This is a genomic window from Bordetella ansorpii (genome assembly GCF_900078705.1).
GTDB classification, from domain to species: domain Bacteria; phylum Pseudomonadota; class Gammaproteobacteria; order Burkholderiales; family Burkholderiaceae_B; genus Bordetella; species Bordetella ansorpii_A.
Genome location: NZ_FKIF01000002.1, coordinates 641,791 through 660,174 on the forward strand (window position 1 = coordinate 641,791; position 18,384 = coordinate 660,174).

The window sequence follows — 18,384 nt, forward strand, 5'->3', positions numbered from 1 at the left end:
ATCACAGCATGAGAATCGTCATCATTGGCGCCACGTCCGCCATCGCCGAGCATTGCGCGAGGATATGGGCATCGCGCTCCCCCTCTTCCTTCGTATTGGTCGGTCGGGACGTGGGCAGGATGGAACGTATCGCGGAAGATCTGCGGGTTCGCGGTCCGCACGTCCAGGTCGATTGCCTCCAGGCTGATTTCCTCGATCCGGTCCGTATCCGCGAGACGGTCGATGGAATTTGCAACCATGGGCGCGCGGATCTGGTGCTCATCGCGCATGGCTCGCTGCCCGATCAGCAGCAGTGCCAGGATGATCTGACGGCCTGTCACATGGCTCTCGAGGTCAACGGTACATCGCCGGTGCTGTTCGCCGAGGCGTTTGCCGCGCATATGGCGCGTACCGGCAGCGGTACGCTGGCGGTCATCGGGTCGGTGGCCGGCGATCGCGGTCGCCGTTCGAATTATGTCTATGGCGCGGCAAAGGGTCTTGTCACACGATATGTGCAGGGGCTGCAGCATCGTTTCGCCAGCACCGGCGTGAAGGCCGTGCTGATCAAGCCTGGTCCCACGGACACGCCGATGACGGCGGGCATCAAGCAGAAGGGCGCTCGCCTAGCGTCGGTCCAGGATGTCGCCGCATGCATCGTGCAGGGCATTGAACGCGGTCGGCCCGTGATCTATGCGCCCGGCAAATGGGCGTTGATCATGATGGTCATCCGGCACATGCCCCGTTTTGTGTTCAACAGAATGAACATCTAGCATGAGGCGTGTCCAGGCCAGCTGAGTGCCGGCCTGCCGCCTAGGCAGGTTCCGTGCGGAACACGTATTGCTTGTCCAGGCGGTACTTCACCACGTATCCGATGGCCAGGCCGATCACGCCGCCGATGTAGCGCATGGTCTTGGTCTCGAACAGGTGATGGAACCCGAACTCCACGCCCCAGAAGATGGCCGTGGTCGCCAGGCCCATCACGCAATACAGCACGAAGGTGCGGGTATCGTGCGCCACGTCGCGCGCCTGGAATCGGAAGATGTAGCGCTTGTCCAGCACATATTTCACCACCAGCCCCACACCAGTTCCGATGACGATCGAGGCCAGGATGGCGAAGGGGCCGGAGTAGCCGCGAACCACCAGTTCCTGGGCGCCGATATTGGCTGCCGTCGCGATCGCCGCCAACAGCGCGTAAGTCAAGGCGAGTTTCATTTAGGGTTGCGTTCGCCGGGGGCGACGCCATCGTAGTCGAAGGCCGAGATCTGGTAACCCTCCTGGGCGGGGAAGTCGAGCGTGTGCAGGCGGCGCAGCGTGACGCGTGCGTCGGTCGGATTGGCCAGGACTACGTCGATGAAAAAGTCGGGGCGGGCGCCGTACAGGTAATCCGGGAGGGAGCGGTTGGCCAACTGCGCTGCTGCCGCATCGTTGTTCGACAGGCCATCCAGGTTGATCACGCGGTCTTCCAGCACCAGGCCGAGCGCACCGGCGCTGTACGCGGCCACGGTCTTCGTCTGCCAATCTGGCACGTTTTCCTTGTACCAGAGCCCGGCGGCGATCATGGTGTTCTGCCAGCGTTTGCCTACGCCGTCGGTCAGGTCGGCGGCCGTGTACGGCTGGAATGCCCGATACCGGTCCAGCGAGCCGACTTGGGTAAATGCGATGGCGGTTAGGGCGAGCAGGGTGACGACGCGGGAAAGCGGTGCGGGCACCAGGCGAGTCAGCCACGCCCACAGCAGGTAGACGCCGATACCTGCCACCAGGGATGAGATCGCCGGCGCGTCGTAGAAGTACCAACTGGCGTAGTACATCTCGTGCGGACGCTTAAGCGCCATGGCCAGGCCCATGAGGAACGATCCCGCGGCGAATGCGGCGATGACCATTGGGACGACGGCAAGCGTGCGCGGCCCGCGAATGACCGAGCGCAGCGTGCCAATCAGACACACGGCGGCGGCCGCTCCCAGGGTGACGTAGAGGATGGTCTGCGTGCCGGGATCGCGCGCGGCGGCTGCCCAATTGGGTTGCGGCAGCATGACCATGCTGGGACCGAACGAGCCGAACTGCAGCGCGGTCAGCAGGTAGTTCCAGGCCTGCCCGATCGCGCTCATGCTGAAACTCAGCGACGGCGCGGCCGATTTGATCGCTGCGGAGAAAGGCACGAACACGCCGAAATAGGCCTTGGCGAAGACGAGCCATGCCAGCAGAGGGAGCGCCAGGCCCGTGATGTAAGGTTTGTACGCGCCACGGAATGCCCATGCGAATACCGCCAGGTATAGAAGGGTCGACGGAACCGGCCGTGTGATCGCCAGCAGGCCCGCGATCAGGCCCGCCAGGAAAATACGGCCGGGACGTGCCGATGCTTGCACACCCAGCGCCAGGTAGATGCTGAGCATCAGCAGCATGGCCGCAAAGGGGTTTTCCTTGCCGGTGGTCGAATTCAGGAAATTCCAGGCGTTGGCGAAGTAAACCGCCAGCGCGATGGCGCCACACACATACGCGGGACCCAGGAAGACACGGCCCGATGTCTTGCCCTGCTGGGCGCAGGCCCGCACGACAGCCATCATGATCAGGACGCCAGTGGCGGCGAAGAATACGGCATTCAGAAAGAGGGAAGTGCGCAGCAGTGAGGCGATGGAATCCGTCATCAGGCCAACGAGTGAAAGCAACAGCTCATAGCCTGGCTGGAACCCATAGGAAAGAACGCCGCCGAAAGACATCTCCTTGCCATGGGAGAAATTGAAGGCGGGAATGATGTAGTAGAAGCTATCGTCCTGGATGGACGCGGCCAGTGCGTACAGATCGCTGCCGAAGAAGATTCGTGCCGATTGCGATAGCACGATCCAGGCGCTGAAGCCTGCCAGCGCCCAGACGGCCACGGCGGTCAGCCGCTCTAGCCACGCAGTCCCGACCGTTGCCGACGCAGCGCCTTCCTCGTTGCGATCAGTGTTTGCCATGTCCGAAAATTTCATACGCGGGATTTCGCTGAGTAAGGCTTGCGAGAGGGCGGCGGCGGCCGGGGGAGCAGACGCCCCGAGGGGCGCCAAAGGTGCTGGAAATGCCTGGCCTGACATTCGTCCCTCAGGGAAGGACGGCATCTTTTCTACACAACCGGCGGATTATTCCGGCTTTTTGGGCTGGCAGTATACGGAATTCCACGGAGGGCGTGCCCCGTAAGTGCAGAAACTTGATGCCCGCGGCGGGCAGGCAGCCAGGCGCCCCAGCCTATAATCCGCAGGCATCGCGCCCGGCAGACGGCCGTCGGGCCATCTCGAAGCGGCCCCGCGCCGGGGCCGCCGCCAGCCCAAGGCCCCAAGCGAGGCAGTTCCGAACAAACCGCGTGATATCCGCGCCGAACGCCCAGAATGAGTCATAGCAGAACCCGTACGTTGAATCCCGCTTCTCGGCATCGTGCCTCGCCCATGGCGTTGGCTGGATCGATCCTGGCGCATCGGGCGCTGATAGGCAGCCTGGTTCGGCGTGAGGTCGTGGGCCGCTATCGTGGTTCCGCACTGGGCCTGCTGTGGTCGTTCTTCAACCCGATCTTCATGCTGCTGGTCTATACCTTCGTGTTCAGCGTGGTCTTCAAGGCGCGCTGGCCGGGTGGCACCGAGTCGCGCACCGAGTTCGCGCTGGTGCTGTTCGCCGGCCTGATCGTGTTCAATTTCTTCGCCGAGTGCATCAACCGCGCGCCGTCGCTGGTGTTGTCCAACGTCAATTACGTCAAGAAGGTGGTGTTTCCGCTGGAGATACTGCCCTGCGTGGCCGTGGGATCGGCGCTGTTTCACCTGGCCATCAGCCTGACCGTGTGGGTGCTGTTCTACGTCATCTTCTACGGCGTGCCGCATGCCACGGTGCTGCTGTTCCCCGTGGTGGTGGTGCCGCTGATCGTGATGATCCTGGGCCTCTCGTGGTTCCTGGCGGCGTTGGGCGTGTACTTGCGTGACGTCACGCAGTTCATCGGCATCCTGACCACCGTGCTGATGTTCGTGTCGCCAGTGTTCTATTCGCCCACGGCGTTGCCCGAACAGTACCGCTGGTTCATCAACCTGAGCCCGCTGACGATGATTGTCGAGCAAGGCCGTGCCGTGCTGTTCTGGGGGCAAGGCATCAATTGGCTTGGGTGGAGCGTGTACGCGGTTGCCTCGGTGATCGTGGCCATGCTGGGTTACGCCTGGTTCCAGAAAACCCGCAAGGGCTTTGCCGATGTCCTCTGATTCCTTGGCCATTTCCGTCCAGCAACTGGGCAAGACGTACAACCTGTACGACAAGCCGCGGGACCGCCTGCTGCAGATGCTGTCGCGTGGCCGGCGGCAATACTACCGTCAGTTCAATGCCCTGGAGGACGTTTCATTCGAGGTCAGCAAGGGCGAGACGATCGGCGTGATCGGCCGCAACGGTTCGGGCAAGTCGACGCTGCTGCAAATCATCTGCGGCACGCTGACACCCAGCGCGGGCACGGTCTGGACCAGCGGCCGCATCGCCGCGCTGCTCGAGCTGGGGGCGGGGTTCAATCCCGAATTCACGGGCCGCGAGAACGTCTTCCTGAATGCCTCCATTCTGGGCCTGACGCGCGCCGAAACCGAAGCCCGTTTCGACGATATCGCCGCGTTCGCGGACATCGGCCGCTTCATCGATCAGCCGGTGCGCACCTATTCCAGCGGCATGTACGTGCGGCTGGCGTTCGCGGTGGCCATCCACACGACGCCCGAGGTGCTTATCGTGGACGAGGCGCTGGCGGTGGGCGATGCCCGCTTCCAGTTCAAGTGCATGCGGCGCATCAAGGAAATCCAGCAGGATGGCGCGGCCGTGTTGTTCGTCAGCCATGACGTCAGCGCGGTGCGCAATCTGTGTCAGCGCGCCGTGTGGCTGGATCGCGGCAAGCTGCGCATGCAGGGCGATGTGTCCACGGTGACTAGCCGTTATGCCGAGTTCCTGTATGCCGACGCGCCGCCCGAAGACCTGCCTGACGATGCCAAGCCCCTGGCGTCCGGCCAGCCCGCGGTGGTGGCGGCGACGCCATCCGATGCCCATCTGAAGTTGGACGCCAAGCCGGCCGCGCACTGGGGTGCGCAGACCGGACTGATCCGTTATGCGGCCCTCGTGTCGCCCCAGGGCCGCAAGAAGGATGTGATGAGCTGGGGCGAGCCGGTCTGTGTGAAGATCGCCTTCCGTCCGCCAGAGGGCGTGGATCCGAACATGGTCAGCGTCGCGTTTTCCATCAAGAGCGATCGGGGCGTGGATCTGATCGTGGATTCGACCCGTGCCAACGACGCCTTGCGGCCGAGCGACGGATCGGCCGAGTTCGTGCTGAACTTCGCCTTCGTCAACTACCTGATTCCAGGAAAGTACCTGCTGGTCGCCGCCATCGAAAGCGCGGAGCCGCGTTCGACGACCTACTACGAGTACATCGAAGGGGCGCAGTATTTTTCCGTGATCTCCGATGAGCCCATGATGGGCGTGTTCCAGCCGAAAATAGAGAAGTACTTTGACGGAAAAGACCATGCCGCCGACTGATATCAATAGCCAGGACTACTGGAACGGCCGTTTCGATGCCGATTGGGAAGTCAACCATGGCCGCGAGCAGTCGCGTTTCTTCTCGCATGTGGCCTACGAAGGCATGCCCGCCTGGCTGCTTCAGCGGATACGCCTGCACGGCTGGTCCGTCTGCGATTGGGGATGCGCGCAGGGCGATGGCACGGATGTGCTGGCCACGTACCTGGGCGCGCAGAGGATGGTGGGTGTCGATTTCGCGGCCAGTGCCATCGAGAAGGCGCGGCGGGCCTATGGCGGTATCCGCTTCGAAACACAGGACTGGCTCACTGAGCCGGCGGTGTCCGAGTCTTTCGATGTCGTATTTTCGTCGAACACGCTCGAGCACTTCACGCGGCCCTTCGAGGTTCTGCCCCGGTTGCTGGAGCGTGCCCGCCACTGCGTGGTGCTGGCGCTGCCGTTTCTCGAGGTCGATCGTATCGATGAGCACTTCTTCAGTTTCCTGCCCGAGAACGTGCCGTATTCGCCGGAGCAGGGCTGGGTGCTGGCACATGCCGCTGTCCGGGATTGCCGCAAGCTCGAACCCACGCACTGGTTCGGCTACCAGATCGTCCTGGTCTACGCGCGTGTCGAATGGGCGCAGACAGCGGGTTTGCATCTGGCCGATCTGCGGTTTCCTCAGTTGGATGAATCGTGTCGCAGCGCATTGGGCCATCATGCCGATGAGATCCTGGAGGAACGCCTGCGGGTTTTGCAGCAATTGAATGAGCAAGGCAACGAGCAATTGCAGGCGATGGCCCAGCGATTGAATACCCTGGGCGAACGCCTGGGGCAGGTAGAGATCGCGCGCGATGCCGAAATCAGGAGCCTGCGGCAAGAGCTCGCCACGCTGCGTGATTCCACGTCCTGGCGTGTGACCGCGCCGTTGCGTTCGCTGGGCCGCCTGCTGCGTCGCCACTAGCCGCCAACAGGGTAATTTCTCATGTCTTCAACCATATTGGTCACTGGGGGAGCCGGATTCATCGGCTCGCACACCCTGGTCGAATTGATGGCCGCGGGCTTCGACCCCGTGGTGCTGGATGATTTTTCCAACAGCCGGCCCGACGTGCTGGACCGTGTGCGGCAGATCGCCGGCAAGCCGGTACCCTATGTCGAGGGCGATGTGCGCGATGCAGCGGGGTTGGACGCGCTGTTCGCTCGGCAAGCCGCCACGGGCCGGCCCGTAGGGGCCGTGCTGCATTTCGCCGCAGCCAAGGCCGTGGGTGAATCGGTGGCCAGGCCGCTGCACTACTACGACAATAACGTGGCGGGCACCGTGACGCTGCTGCAGGCCATGCAGCGCGCGCAGGTCTCCTGCCTCGTTTTCAGTTCATCGGCCACGGTCTATGGCTGGCCGCAGCGCTTGCCGTTCGACGAATCGCACCCTGTCCGTGCGATCAATCCCTACGGCCACACGAAGGCGATGATCGAGCAGGTGCTGCAGGACCTGTGCCAGGCCGATCCGCGGTTCACCGCCATCAGCCTGCGCTATTTCAATCCGATCGGCGCGCATCCCAGCGGCCTGATCGGCGAAGATCCGCGCGGCATTCCCAACAATCTGTTCCCTTTCATCACGCAGGTGGCCTCGGGCCGGCTGGCCGAGCTTCAGGTATTCGGCGACGACTACGACACGCCCGACGGCACCGGCGTGCGCGACTACCTGCATGTCTGCGATCTGGCGGCGGGCCACGTGCGCGCGCTGGAATACGCCGGCAAGCCGGACAGCGCGGGATTCCGCGCCATCAACCTGGGCACGGGCCAGGGCACCAGCGTGCTTGAAATGGTGCGCCTGTTCGAAAACGTCACGGGGCAAAAGGTGCCTTATCGCATCCGCGAGCGCCGCCCTGGCGACCTGGATGCGATGTGGGCGGACGCGGAGTTGGCCAAGACGCTGCTGGGATGGACGGCGCAGCGCGACGTCAGCGAAATGTGCCGCGATGGATGGCGCTGGCAGGCATCGCGACAGCACGATTGAACCGAGACAACGGCCCAGGCTGGCGGACGCGGGTCCGCCCATCGCGGCAATGCATTCGATAGACGAATCACTATTCTGAAAAAATGAGCGAAGGCATGGAAAACAAGAGTTCGGCGTCCATCGGCCGGAATATAGGGGTGTTCCTGTACCGGGCGGCGCGATTCGTGGGCAAGCGCCTGCCGCTGCCTCACGGCGTGAAATCCCGCGCCAAGGCGCAGGTGCTGGCCGTGGTGTCGTGGCTGCAGCAGCGCAGCCAGAACCGCAAGCAGTTGGACATCGGCAAGATGGTGGGCGGCGTGGAGATGCGGCCCGAGGCGTGCGGCCTGGTGCCGGGCCTGGTCAGTGTGATCCTGCCTGTCTACAACCAGGGCTACCTGATCGCCGAGGCCATCGAGAGCGTGCTGGCGCAGACCTACCAGGACTTCGAGCTCATCATCGTCAATGATGGCTCGTCCGATGGCGTCGAGCAGGTGCTCCAGCCGTACCTGTCCAATCCCAAGGTGCGCGTCTATACGCAGAAGAACCAGCGGCTGCCCAAGGCGCTGTCCAATGGCTTCGAACTGGCCCAGGGCGAGTTCTGGACCTGGACCTCGGCCGACAACATCATGGAGCCGCGCATGCTCGAAATGCTGGTCGAGCGCCTGCGCGGCGATCCCACCATCGGCATGACGTACGCCGACTACTACGCCATCGACGACCGCGGCGAGTTGCTGCAGGACCCGACCTGGCGGGCGCACAATCGCAAGGACGTGGCTTCCGGCGAGATCGAGCTGCCCCGCGACACCAACGTGTTGAACACCGTGCAGGACAATTTCATCGGGGCCTGCTTCATGTATCGCGGCTGGATCGGCCGTTGCTTCGGCGACTACGATCCACAGTTGGGCATCGAGGACTACGACTACTGGATGCGCATCAACGCGTTCTTCCCGATCAAGCATCTGGAAAAGAAGGCGTTCCTGTATCGCTACCGGGTGCACGACAACACGCTCAGCGCGCAGGCCCAGGAGCATCGCATCCTGGAGAAGGTGCAACGCCTGATGAATTACGAAAGCGAGCGCGCCGCGTTCTACGCGCAGCCGCTGTCGTACGTGGTGGACGACGTGGCGCGCAAGTGGCTGTCGCGCCGCGGCGTGGCGTCGCGCCAAATGCAGGCCTTGCCGCAGGAAGGCCGAGTGCCCGATGGCGCCAACCAGGTCGTGGTCGTCAGCATCGCTACGCTGGCGAAGTCGCCGCATCGCTTGCACGGTACGGGCGCCCTGGCCGTCATCCTGGATGACGACCGGGCCGATTACGTCCGTGCGCACGATGCCCTGTCCACTGGCGCCGTGGCGCTGGCGCCCGATGCCGCGTCTGCCGCGCGCATGCGCCTGCTGTCCAAGTGCCCGGTGCTGGACATTTCGTCCGGCCAGGCGCTGGCAGGCCTGCGGGCCTATGCCAAGAACCGCCTGTTCTTCCACGCCACGCGCAAGGCCGACGAACTGGCGCGCCAGCGTCCCGAGCGGCTGTTGCCGCCTGCGGGCCTGGGCGTGATGCTGCAGGTCGACGATTTCGTGCAGGGCGGCCTGGAGAATGTCGTCATCGACTTGGCCATTTCACTGCGTGATCTGGGCCACCGTGTCGGCATCGCCGTGCTGGGCCGTGAAGGCCATGCGGCGGAAGCGGCGCGCCAGGCGGGAGTGACGCTGCACTCGTTCGGCAAACACCCCTCGCCGAAAGCCTACACCGATCTGCTGCGCGAGCAGCGTATTGACGTGGTCAATGCCCACTACAGCCTGTTCGGCGCCGATATCTGTGCCAGCATGGGTATTCCGTTCGTGCAGACGGTGCACAACTCGTATGTGTGGCTGGGTCCGGATGATCAGCAGGCGCACCAGCAGGCCGACCCGAGCACGGTGTCGTATGTATGCGTGTCTGCCACGGCCGCGCGCTACGCCGACCTTGTGGTGGGCCTGGACGTGACCCGCATCAAGGTGATTCCCAACGGCATCGATCCGCGCACGATCGACCGTACGCACGTAGCCGAGAACCGAGCCCGCCTGCGTCAGGCCTGGGGGATCGGCGATGACGTGCCGGTGTTCCTGAACGTGGCATCGATCATGCGGCCCAAGGCACAGCTTCAACTGGTGCGTGCCTTTGCCGCAGTGGTGCGTCAGTCGCCCCAGGCGCGGCTGTTGCTGCTGGGCCGCGCGGTGGAAGAGGACTACCTGGCCGAGATCAAGGCGGCCATCGCCGAGAACGGCCTGGGTGGCAACGTCGTGCTGGCGGGGTTCGATCCCGACGTGGCGTCTTACTACCAGGCGGCCGATTATTTCGTCCTGCCGTCTTTCTGGGAGGGCTGGAGTCTGTCGCTGGGCGAGGCCGTGGCCAATGGCCTGCCTTGCGTCATCACCGACGTAGGGTCGGCTTACGAGTTCTACGACCACGAAGGCGTGGAAGTGGTGACGCCGCCGTTCGGCGACATCACCGAGTTGAACTGCGCCAATCTGGGGACGTACCTGGATGCGCGCGATCCGGCGTTCGAACAGCGCCTGGGCGAGGCCATGATACGAGTGCTGCAGCGCCGCGGTGCGGGGCTGGACGAGCGTTTCCTGGAGCGTGCGGACCGCGCCGTGGCTTATCGTCGCTACGCCATCCATTTTGCCGACCTTGTCGGTCGCGAGAAACGCTGACACAAGCGTTGGGTGGAAAGGGGGTGGGATAAACTTGATGCTCGCCCGGCAAGGCTTTCAAGCGTCCAATGATCGTTGCCTTGCTATCCTTTCCGCACGCTGCAATCCCTCTTCTTCCTGGCCCGGTTCGCTATGCAGATCAACGATCTCGCCGCCCGCATCAACGACAATCCCCAGCTTCGCCACGCGGTGGCTCGCGTCATCGACAGCGGCTGGTTGGTGCTGGGGCCCGAAGTGCGTCGTTTCGAGGGCGCCTTCGCCGCTTACCTGGGCGCGCCGCACTGCGTCTGCGTCGCCAATGGCACGGACGCCATCGAATTGGCCTTGCGGGCCATGGGTGTCGGCCCTGGGGACCGGGTGGCCACCGTTGCCAACGCCGGGATGTACGCTACCACCGCCATGCTGCAGATCGGGGCCGAGCCCCTCTTCATGGACGTGGACCTCGACACGCGCAATGTCGGCCTGAGCCAGGCGCGCGCCGCCATCGAGGCAGGCGCCAAAGTTATCGTGGCCACGCACTTGTACGGGCTGGCGGTGCCCGATATCGCGCAATTGGCGCGTCTTTGCGCCGACGCGGGCGTCGGATTGCTCGAAGACTGTGCACAGGCGCACGGCGCTCGCATCGACGGCCAGTGCGTCGGCACCTTCGGCGATGCCGCCAGCTTCAGCTTCTATCCGACCAAGAACCTCGGCGCGCTGGGCGATGGCGGCGCGGTCGTCACCCGCCGCGAGGACATCGCCAAGCGGGTCGCGGGACTGCGGCAGTACGGGTGGGGCGAGAAATACCAGGTGCAGCTCGAGGGTGGACGGAACAGCCGTCTAGACGAGCTGCAGGCGGCCATCCTGTCCAGCTTCCTGCCGCGTCTCGATGAAGCCAATGCGCGTCGGCGCGAGATCGCCGCGCGTTATGGCGCGGGTATCGTGCATCCGCAAGTGGCGCTTCCCTCCTGGCAGGGCGAGGCCTATGTGGGCCACCTGTATGTCTTGCGCAGCGCGCGGCGCGACGCGTTGCGCGCGCATCTGCGCAGCCACGAAATCGGCAGCGATGTGCATTACCCCGTACCCGATCATCGGCAGCCTGTTTTCGGGCAGTGCTACAGCGCGTTGAGCCTGCCGAATGTCGAACGCTTGGCGTACGAGGTATTGACCCTGCCCTGCTATCCGGAGATGAGCGATGCCGACGTCGCTCGCGTGGTGGCGGCGGTGAACGATTGGCAACCTTCCGTCTGAGGCGCGGTGACATGGCGACTTCGAGCAATCCCTACGCCAATATCGGTTTCGAGGATTTCCGGCGCATGGCGCAGGATTCCTCGTTGTCGAAGTACGAGAAGATCGGGTTTCCCGACAGTTACCGGGCCAGCCACGAGCATGCCATCTTTGCGGACATCTGCGGCAAGCTGACGAACCTGCGGCAGACGCGGCGGGCCGTGCTGGACATCGGCCCAGGCTGCAGCGACCTGCCCGTCATGCTGCTGGATCTGTGCGGCCGGCAAGGGCATGAGGTCCACTTGATGGACAGCGCCGAGATGCTGGCGCTGCTGCCCGACGGACAGGGAGTGGCCAAGCACGCCGCGCTGTTTCCCAATTGCCCGGATTTCGTGCAGGCGAACCAGGGCCGCTTCGACGTCGTCCTGTGCTACAGCGTGCTGCATTACATCCTGGTCGATACCGCGTTCTTCCGCTTCCTGGATACGTCGCTGTCGCTGCTGGCGCCGGGAGGGCAGATGCTGATCGGCGACATTCCCAACGTGTCCAAGCGCAAGCGGTTCTTCTCCAGCGAGACCGGCACGCGCTTTCACCAGGCCTTCATGCAGACAGCGGATCTGCCCGAGGTGCATCATCACCGTATCGAACACGACCAGATCGACGATGCCGTGGTGATGGCTTTGGTGCAGCGCGCACGCGCCGCGGGATTCGACGCCTATGTCGTCCCGCAGGATGCCGCGCTGCCCATGGCGAACCGCCGCGAGGACATTCTGATCACGCGGCCTTGAACACCATGACCACCATGACCAAGGACAGGAAGCTCGTCATCATCGGGGATTCGGCCTTCGCCGAGGTTGCCTATGAGTACTTCACCCACGACTCTTGCTACGAAGTCGTGGGCTTCAGCGTCGAGTCCGCCTATCTGCAGAAGACGCAGATGTTCGGCCTGCCCGTGGTGCCATTCGAATCGATCGAGTCGCATTTCGCGCCCGGCGAGGTCGATTTCTACGCGGCTCTGGTCTACAGCCAGTTGAACCGGTTGCGCACGCGCTTGTATCGCCAGGCGAAGGCGAAGGGGTATGCCCCGGCCAGCTATGTCAGTAGCCGTGCTTTCGTCTGGCGCAATGTGCAGGTGGGGGAACACTGCTTCATCTTCGAGGACAATACGGTCCAGCCGTTCGCGTCCATCGGCGACAACGTCGTGCTCTGGAGCGGCAATCACATCGGGCATCACAGCCGCATCCACGACAATTGCTTCGTGTCGTCGCATGTGGTCGTGTCGGGATTCACCGAGATCGGCGCCAATTCTTTTCTGGGTGTGAACGCGGCCATTGCCAACAACCTGGTCGTCGGTCCCGACAACTGGATCGGGCCGGGGGTGTGCATCGCCAAGGATACCGGTCCTGCGCAACTGATCCGGGTCGAGCAGCCCGAGCCGGCGAAGGTGTCCACACTGCGTTTCTTCAAGGTGAAAGAATGAAGTGGCGAAAACTGGGCATCGTCTGGAACACGACGGGAGCGTTGCCATGGTCGCACACCCACGCCATGGGGCCTACGCCGGTAGTACTGGACGAGAATGTCATCCGCGTTTTCCTGACCACGCTTGACGAGCAGGGCAGGGGCCGGCCCATGTACCTTGACGTATCGGCCCAGGATCCCACCCGTGTGCTGGACGTGGCGCGTGAGCCGCTGATGGATATCGGTCAGCCGGGTGCGTTCGACGACAATGGACTGATGCTGACCACGCTGGTCCAGGTCGAGCCTAGCCGGCTCTTCATGTACTACGCCGGGTTCGAACTTTGCACCCACATCCGCTATCGCATTCTGACGGGCCTGGCGATCAGCGAGGATGGCGGCCGCACGTTCACGCGGCACAGCCGTGCGCCTGTCCTGGACCGCAGCGACACCGAGCTGTATTTCCGCTGTGGCCCCTTCGTGCTGCACGACGAAGGCGTGTTCAAGCTCTGGTATATCGCGGGGAGCGAATGGACGGAGGTGGGCGGCAAGTCCATGCCCGTCTACGACCTGCGCTACCAGGAGTCCCGTGACGGCATCCATTGGGCCGGCGAGGGCCGCATGTCGATGGCATTGACGGACCCGGACGAGCACGGTTTCGGTAGGCCCTGGATCATCAAACGCGGGCCCGACGACTACCAGATGTTCTATTCCGTAAGGCGCAGGTCTTTCGGTGCGTACCGACTGGGCTATGCCGAGTCGGCCGACGGCGTGGCATGGACGCGCAAGGACGCCGAAATGAATCTGGACGTCACCCCCGGCGAATTCGATGCGAACGCGATCATGTACTCGGCGGTCGTGTCGGTGGGGGGCGTACGTATTGTTTCTACAACGGCGACAATTTCGGCGGTACGGGATTCGGCGTGGCTGAACTGGTCGAATGAGCCTGGAAATCAAGCCCTATGGGCCAGACGAAGAGGGCGCCTGGGACCGCTTCTGCGGCCTGTCGCCCAATGCCACGCTGCTGCACACGCGGCGGTTTCTGAGCTATCACGGCGACCGATTCACCGATCGCTCGCTGCTGATCCTGCGGGATGGGGAACTGGCAGGGGTGTTGCCGGCGGCGGAGCTGCCGTCGGATCACGCTACGGTCGCCAGTCACCCGGGAGCCACCTATGGCGGCATCGTGCATCAGGGCCAGTTGCGTGGCGCGGCGATGATCGACGCGCTGTCGGCGGTCGCCCGGTACTACGCCAGTCAGGGATACCAGCGGCTGCAGTACAAGCCCGTGCCGCATATCTACTGCCGACGTCCTTCGCAGGACGATCTGTATGCCTTGTTCCGGCTGGATGCAGCGCGCGTGCGTACGGACCTGTCATGCGCGATCGACCTGATGGACCGGGGCGACATCAGCAAACGCAGGCTGCGATCACGGAAGAAGGCTGCCGCAGCCGTCACGCTGTCCGCCGATTCCGGTCTGCTTGCGCCGCTGTGGCACGTGCTGGCCGGGAATCTGGCCCGCAAGCATGATGCGTGGCCGGTTCACAGCCTGGAGGAACTGGCCTTGCTGCATAGCCGGTTTCCCGAGCACATCCAGGTGCGTTGCGCCCTGGTGGATGGTCAGGTGGAAGCGGGCGTGGTGTTCTTCAACGCTGCGCCAGCCTGGCACGCGCAGTATATTGCCGCCAGCGAGCGAGGCTACGACGTCTGCGCGCTCGATGCGGTATTCGCGGCGAGCATCGCCGAGGCGGACCAGACGGGTGCACGGTATTTCGACTTCGGTACCAGCAACGAACACGCCGGGCGCGTACTGAATGACGGCCTCTACCGCTTCAAGTCCGAGTTCGGAGGCAGCGGCGTGGCGCATGACTATTACGAGATCGAGCTAGCGGGACATGGCTGAAAAGAAACTTTCCATCGTGGTACCTGTGTATTTCAACGCAGGCAGCCTACCTGGGTTGTTCGACGCGCTGTGCGGGGTCGAAGAGCAACTGGCTACGCGCGGCGTCGATCTCGAACTGATTTTCGTCGACGATGGTTCGAAGGACGAATCGCTCAAGCGCCTGCTGGAATTCCGGCAGCGCCGGCCCGGTACGCGCGTGGTCAAGCTGACGCGCAATTTCGGCGCGGTGCATTGTTCGAAGACGGGTTACCGTTTCGTCACGGGCGACGCCTTCATCACGATGGCCGCTGACCTGCAGGACCCGCCCAGCCTGGTGCTCGAGATGGTGGACCGTTGGCTGGCCGGCGCCAAGTACGTGATCTGCGAGCGCAGCACCCGGGACGACCCGCTGGTATCGAAAATCTATTCCCGCCTGTACTACAAGCTGCTGCGGATGCTGGTCATCCGCGATTATCCCGAGGGCGGATACGACATGGCGTTGCTGGACAAGGCATTCCTGCCGCATCTGGTCAACAGTTCCAAGAGCGTGTTCACGCCGCTGCTCGCCTATTGGCTGGGCTACCAACCCGAGGTCATCCGTTATCACCGGCCGGCGCGAGAGCATGGCAAGTCCGGTTGGACGTTCGCCAAGAAATTCCGCGCATTCCTCGACGTGATGCTGGGATTCTCGATCACCCCTATCCGGGCGATCTCCGGCGTCGGGGCCGTGGTTGCCTTTTGCAGCTTTCTGTATGGCGGGGTGGTGGTGGCCAGTGCCATATTGAACCGCATACCGATCCAGGGGTTCGCGACGGTCGTCGCCCTTATCACCTTCCTGCTGGGACTGATCCTTGTGATGCTGGGCATCATCGGCGAATATATCTGGCGCATTTTCGAAGAAACCAACAAACGGCCGGAAACGGTCATCGACGAAGTCTGGTGACATGGCCTTTCCGCGTTTCGTGGCCGCGGGCGCCATCAATACCGGCGCGACGTATCTGCTGTATGTGGCCCTGCTGTGGGTGATTCCCTACGGCTGGGCGTATTCCGTATCGTTCCTCGCGGGCATCCTGCTGGGGTACCTGCTGAACTCCCGGTGGGTATTTCGCGAGGCGCCAAGTCTGAAGACGGCCGCGGGCTATCCGCTGATATACGCGACGAATTATGTGCTGGGAATTTGTTTGCTGTGGTTGTTGGTGGATAAACTGGGCGCCCCCGCATTTCTTGCGCCGCTGGTCGTGATTCCCGTTTCGGTGCCGATCATGTATCTGCTTACCAGGGCCTTGTTCAAGAAAAACCATGACGCTCGCCTCGATTGACGATTGCACGTTGATTTCATTTCCCAGGATCGTCGATCCTCGGGGCAGCCTTACCTTCATGGAAGGGAACCGCCACGTGCCTTTCGAGATGCGGCGCGTGTTCTATCTCTATGGCATCGAGCCTGGCGAAAGCCGCGGCGCGCATGCGCACCGCGAGCTGCATCAGCTGTTGATCTGCGTGGCGGGGGGCTTCGAGGTTGAAGTCGACGATGGCCGTTCGCAGCGACTGGTGCCCCTGAGCGATCCCTGGGTGGGATTGCACGTGCCTCCCATGATCTGGGCGGCACAGGTGCGTTTCCAGCCGGGTTCCGTCTGCCTGGTGCTGGCCTCGGAAAAGTACGAGGAAAGCGACTACATCCGCAATTACGATGATTTTCTCGCCACCGTCCGCGGCCAGTCCTGATCAGATCCGGCCTTACGAATGATCATCGCGTCTTGTTCCCGTTCGGTGCTCGATGGGCTGCTGCTGGGGGCGGCCTTGCTGGTCGCGGGCCTGGCCGTGACGTCCGGGGTGCCGGGCGCCATGGGGTTCGTGGCGGCGGGTGTGACCTTTGCCGCCGTCGCGTGGCTGTCGCGCTGGCCGGCTGCCGATCGCATCCTGTTCGCGCTGTTCGCCGTCGCGCTCGGGGGGTGGACCTTTTATTACAGCAGCCACCAGGTCAGCGATTTCGGTGTCTATTTTCGCTGCGGCAGTGATTATGTGCGGGACTGGACCTCGTTGCAGGATTGGACGCGGCAATGCACAGGCGAATACCTGCCGGGTTTCGCCACGTATTGGCGGCGCTCCTTGCTGTATTCCTTGCCAATCGGCTGGGTAAGCGGGGGCGGTTCGTATCTCGCATTCAAGATAGCCAATGCCCTGGCGCACCTCATCGCGGTCGCGTTACTTTATCGCGGCGTGCGCCAGGCCCTCGGCCGACGCGCGGGGGTGCTGGCCGCGGCGGCGTTGGCGCTCTATCCCGAGTTCTGGTTTTCGACAAGCCTGGTCGTCTCCGACAATTTCGCGGTGACGGCGCTGGTTTGCCTGGGACTGGCGGTGGCCAGCCTGCAGCGGGAGGATAGCGGCCGGTATGGCGCCATCATTGCCGTGGCGTGTCTCGTGCTGGCCCTGGATTTGCTGAGAAGCGTCGGGCCCATTCTTGTTGTGGCGATGCTTTTCATCACGCTGGGCGCCGAGCGGGCCTCGCGTGCAAAACTGCTGGCCGCCAGCCTCGGCACGGCACTGGCCGTCTATGCCGGTGGCAGTCTGCCCGCATGGTTCGGATTGACCACGTTGCAGACCAATGGTGTGCTGGCATCCATCGTCGGCAATGGCCTGACGGGGCCGCGGGGCTGGTTCGAGACCTACACCTGGCACCAGTATGTGCTGCCGCTGGTTCCCGTCTTGGAACGAGGCAGCCTCATGGCAGGCGTGATCGCGCAGGATCTGCTGTCCGTCCATGCAGCTCCGCTTTTTTGGCTCGACAAGCTCCGAGTCCTGTTCGGCGGCGATGGCTATTACATGTTTTCCACGGCCTTGCCGACGGGGGGCAATCCCGACGATGTGCCGATGGCCTGGCTCAAGGCGCCGATGTTGACCTATGTGCCGTTCTGGTCCGGCGCGATGCGCGGCATGGTGGCCTTCTTCTTTCTGGCGGCCGGGACCGGCGCGTTGCGTCTGGTCAGGCACCCGCTGGGACGCGCCAGCGTTGCCATCGCGGTGGCATTCATGCTGTACATCGTGTTGTTGGGCGAGGTGCAGCCGCGCTACAGCGTACTGATCGCGCCGGCGCTGTGCGTCGCCGCCGCAGGCTGGGCCGTGCCTCGTGACCGCGCCTCGCGCCGCATGGAACTCATCGGCGCGACCAGCCTCGTTGCCGCCATCGGCATTGCCCTGCTGGGCCTGGGCACGGCGTGGGCCGCAGCGACAACTTATCTGCGCCATGCGCCCCGTCTGCACTGGCAATCGGTTCCCGAGCCCGTGCTGACGGATTGTGCTCAGTCCGTGACCGATGCTCAGATCATGCCACGGCGAGTGCTGCTGCCCATGGCCACCAAATCGTGCTATCGGTTGCGCGCAGTGGTCGAAGGCGACGTGCGAGGCGATCTGTCGTTTTTCTTAATGCGTGAACCGATGGCGCCCAAGTTCAGCAATGCGCCGCATCAGGCCGTGCACCTCGATCTTGTCCTGCGTGACGCCCAGGGCAAGGTGCTGCGGACGATGCAGGCCCAGTTGGGCGAGCGCGTCGCCGCCGTGCCGGTTTCAGTGCCCGGCGCGGGGCTGGCGGCGCTGGATATCATCATCGCCGCCGACGGCGAGCCTGGCGGGGCGGTCAGCGTTGGCTATATCCATGACGACGCGGGCAATGCGATCAATCTGCGGGGCCAGTGACA

General features: G+C 63.5%; 16 protein-coding genes. 14 read left to right on the forward strand and 2 right to left on the reverse strand.

Translation table 11 applies throughout. The features are described from left to right. Nucleotides 1-8: 8 nt before the first annotated feature. Entirely contained in the window at nucleotides 9-749 is a 741-nt protein-coding gene (locus A6745_RS06540; protein WP_066124903.1) for an SDR family NAD(P)-dependent oxidoreductase, read from the forward strand. Nucleotides 750-789: 40 nt separating this feature from the next. On the opposite strand, the gene A6745_RS06545 is transcribed toward A6745_RS06540, so the two are convergent. Together A6745_RS06545 and A6745_RS06550 are read right to left on the reverse strand one after the other, a co-directional pair. Continuing rightward, the gene (locus A6745_RS06545; protein ID WP_066124905.1) at nucleotides 790-1,191 is read right to left on the reverse strand and encodes a GtrA family protein; all 402 of its coding nucleotides are present in this window, start codon (nucleotides 1,189-1,191) and stop codon (nucleotides 790-792) included. Beyond that, a complete protein-coding gene (locus tag A6745_RS06550) occupies nucleotides 1,188-2,945 on the reverse strand; it encodes a hypothetical protein (RefSeq protein ID WP_156513298.1) in 1,758 nt (585 codons plus the stop codon). Before A6745_RS06550 ends, A6745_RS06545 begins: the two co-directional genes overlap by 4 nt. A 450-nt stretch (nucleotides 2,946-3,395) precedes the next feature. Here A6745_RS06550 and A6745_RS06555 point away from each other — a divergent pair, with 450 nt between their 5' ends. The 13 genes from A6745_RS06555 (at nucleotide 3,396) to A6745_RS06615 (ending at nucleotide 18,382) form a co-directional block, all read left to right on the forward strand. Then, nucleotides 3,396-4,190, forward strand: coding sequence for an ABC transporter permease (locus A6745_RS06555; RefSeq protein WP_066124908.1), 795 nt, complete (start codon nucleotides 3,396-3,398; stop codon nucleotides 4,188-4,190). Further along, nucleotides 4,180-5,490, forward strand: coding sequence for an ABC transporter ATP-binding protein (locus A6745_RS06560; protein WP_066124909.1), 1,311 nt, complete (start codon nucleotides 4,180-4,182; stop codon nucleotides 5,488-5,490). Before A6745_RS06555 ends, A6745_RS06560 begins: the two co-directional genes overlap by 11 nt. Beyond that, nucleotides 5,477-6,427: a class I SAM-dependent methyltransferase gene (locus tag A6745_RS06565; protein WP_066124911.1), complete on the forward strand. Its 951-nt coding sequence runs from the start codon at nucleotides 5,477-5,479 to the stop codon at nucleotides 6,425-6,427. The genes A6745_RS06560 and A6745_RS06565 overlap by 14 nt, the downstream gene beginning before the upstream one ends. A gap of 21 nt (nucleotides 6,428-6,448) precedes the next feature. After that, a complete protein-coding gene (gene galE, locus A6745_RS06570) occupies nucleotides 6,449-7,480 on the forward strand; it encodes a UDP-glucose 4-epimerase GalE (RefSeq protein WP_066124914.1) in 1,032 nt (343 codons plus the stop codon). A 95-nt stretch (nucleotides 7,481-7,575) separates the two neighbouring features. Beyond that, the gene (locus tag A6745_RS06575; RefSeq protein WP_197488105.1) at nucleotides 7,576-10,149 is read left to right on the forward strand and encodes a glycosyltransferase; all 2,574 of its coding nucleotides are present in this window, start codon (nucleotides 7,576-7,578) and stop codon (nucleotides 10,147-10,149) included. A gap of 132 nt (nucleotides 10,150-10,281) precedes the next feature. Beyond that, entirely contained in the window at nucleotides 10,282-11,379 is a 1,098-nt protein-coding gene (locus tag A6745_RS06580) for a DegT/DnrJ/EryC1/StrS family aminotransferase (RefSeq protein ID WP_066124918.1), read from the forward strand. A gap of 11 nt (nucleotides 11,380-11,390) precedes the next feature. Further along, nucleotides 11,391-12,143 carry a class I SAM-dependent methyltransferase gene (locus tag A6745_RS06585; RefSeq protein ID WP_066124920.1) on the forward strand — a complete coding sequence of 251 codons (753 nt, stop codon included), beginning with the start codon at nucleotides 11,391-11,393 and terminating at the stop codon, nucleotides 12,141-12,143. A gap of 5 nt (nucleotides 12,144-12,148) precedes the next feature. Continuing rightward, nucleotides 12,149-12,835 (forward strand): acetyltransferase, encoded by a 687-nt coding sequence (locus tag A6745_RS06590; protein WP_330999992.1) that lies wholly within the window; start codon nucleotides 12,149-12,151, stop codon nucleotides 12,833-12,835. A 915-nt stretch (nucleotides 12,836-13,750) separates the two neighbouring features. After that, on the forward strand, nucleotides 13,751-14,713 hold the full coding sequence (locus tag A6745_RS06595) for a GNAT family N-acetyltransferase (RefSeq protein ID WP_066124922.1): 963 nt from the start codon (nucleotides 13,751-13,753) through the stop codon (nucleotides 14,711-14,713). Further along, on the forward strand, nucleotides 14,706-15,635 hold the full coding sequence (locus A6745_RS06600; RefSeq protein ID WP_066124924.1) for a glycosyltransferase family 2 protein: 930 nt from the start codon (nucleotides 14,706-14,708) through the stop codon (nucleotides 15,633-15,635). The genes A6745_RS06595 and A6745_RS06600 overlap by 8 nt, the downstream gene beginning before the upstream one ends. Before the next feature lies 1 nt (nucleotide 15,636). Further along, complete coding sequence (locus tag A6745_RS06605) at nucleotides 15,637-16,011, forward strand: GtrA family protein (protein ID WP_066124926.1); 375 nt, start codon at nucleotides 15,637-15,639, stop codon at nucleotides 16,009-16,011. Continuing rightward, complete coding sequence (locus A6745_RS06610; RefSeq protein ID WP_066124929.1) at nucleotides 15,992-16,414, forward strand: sugar 3,4-ketoisomerase; 423 nt, start codon at nucleotides 15,992-15,994, stop codon at nucleotides 16,412-16,414. Before A6745_RS06605 ends, A6745_RS06610 begins: the two co-directional genes overlap by 20 nt. A gap of 18 nt (nucleotides 16,415-16,432) precedes the next feature. After that, the gene (locus tag A6745_RS06615) at nucleotides 16,433-18,382 is read left to right on the forward strand and encodes a glycosyltransferase family 39 protein (protein WP_066124931.1); all 1,950 of its coding nucleotides are present in this window, start codon (nucleotides 16,433-16,435) and stop codon (nucleotides 18,380-18,382) included. Nucleotides 18,383-18,384: the final 2 nt, after the last annotated feature.

Excerpts from the sequence above, each read along its gene's own strand:
- A6745_RS06540 (WP_066124903.1), top strand. The coding sequence starts at position 9 with ATGAGAATCGTCATCATTGGCGCCACGTCCGCCATCGCCGAGCATTGC.
- A6745_RS06545 (WP_066124905.1), bottom strand. The coding sequence starts at position 1,191 with ATGAAACTCGCCTTGACTTACGCGCTGTTGGCGGCGATCGCGACGGCA.
- A6745_RS06550 (WP_156513298.1), bottom strand. The coding sequence starts at position 2,945 with ATGAAATTTTCGGACATGGCAAACACTGATCGCAACGAGGAAGGCGCT.
- A6745_RS06555 (WP_066124908.1), top strand. The coding sequence starts at position 3,396 with ATGGCGTTGGCTGGATCGATCCTGGCGCATCGGGCGCTGATAGGCAGC.
- A6745_RS06560 (WP_066124909.1), top strand. The coding sequence starts at position 4,180 with ATGTCCTCTGATTCCTTGGCCATTTCCGTCCAGCAACTGGGCAAGACG.
- A6745_RS06565 (WP_066124911.1), top strand. The coding sequence starts at position 5,477 with ATGCCGCCGACTGATATCAATAGCCAGGACTACTGGAACGGCCGTTTC.
- galE (WP_066124914.1), top strand. The coding sequence starts at position 6,449 with ATGTCTTCAACCATATTGGTCACTGGGGGAGCCGGATTCATCGGCTCG.
- A6745_RS06575 (WP_197488105.1), top strand. The coding sequence starts at position 7,576 with ATGGAAAACAAGAGTTCGGCGTCCATCGGCCGGAATATAGGGGTGTTC.
- A6745_RS06580 (WP_066124918.1), top strand. The coding sequence starts at position 10,282 with ATGCAGATCAACGATCTCGCCGCCCGCATCAACGACAATCCCCAGCTT.
- A6745_RS06585 (WP_066124920.1), top strand. The coding sequence starts at position 11,391 with ATGGCGACTTCGAGCAATCCCTACGCCAATATCGGTTTCGAGGATTTC.
- A6745_RS06590 (WP_330999992.1), top strand. The coding sequence starts at position 12,149 with ATGACCACCATGACCAAGGACAGGAAGCTCGTCATCATCGGGGATTCG.
- A6745_RS06595 (WP_066124922.1), top strand. The coding sequence starts at position 13,751 with ATGAGCCTGGAAATCAAGCCCTATGGGCCAGACGAAGAGGGCGCCTGG.
- A6745_RS06600 (WP_066124924.1), top strand. The coding sequence starts at position 14,706 with ATGGCTGAAAAGAAACTTTCCATCGTGGTACCTGTGTATTTCAACGCA.
- A6745_RS06605 (WP_066124926.1), top strand. The coding sequence starts at position 15,637 with ATGGCCTTTCCGCGTTTCGTGGCCGCGGGCGCCATCAATACCGGCGCG.
- A6745_RS06610 (WP_066124929.1), top strand. The coding sequence starts at position 15,992 with ATGACGCTCGCCTCGATTGACGATTGCACGTTGATTTCATTTCCCAGG.
- A6745_RS06615 (WP_066124931.1), top strand. The coding sequence starts at position 16,433 with ATGATCATCGCGTCTTGTTCCCGTTCGGTGCTCGATGGGCTGCTGCTG.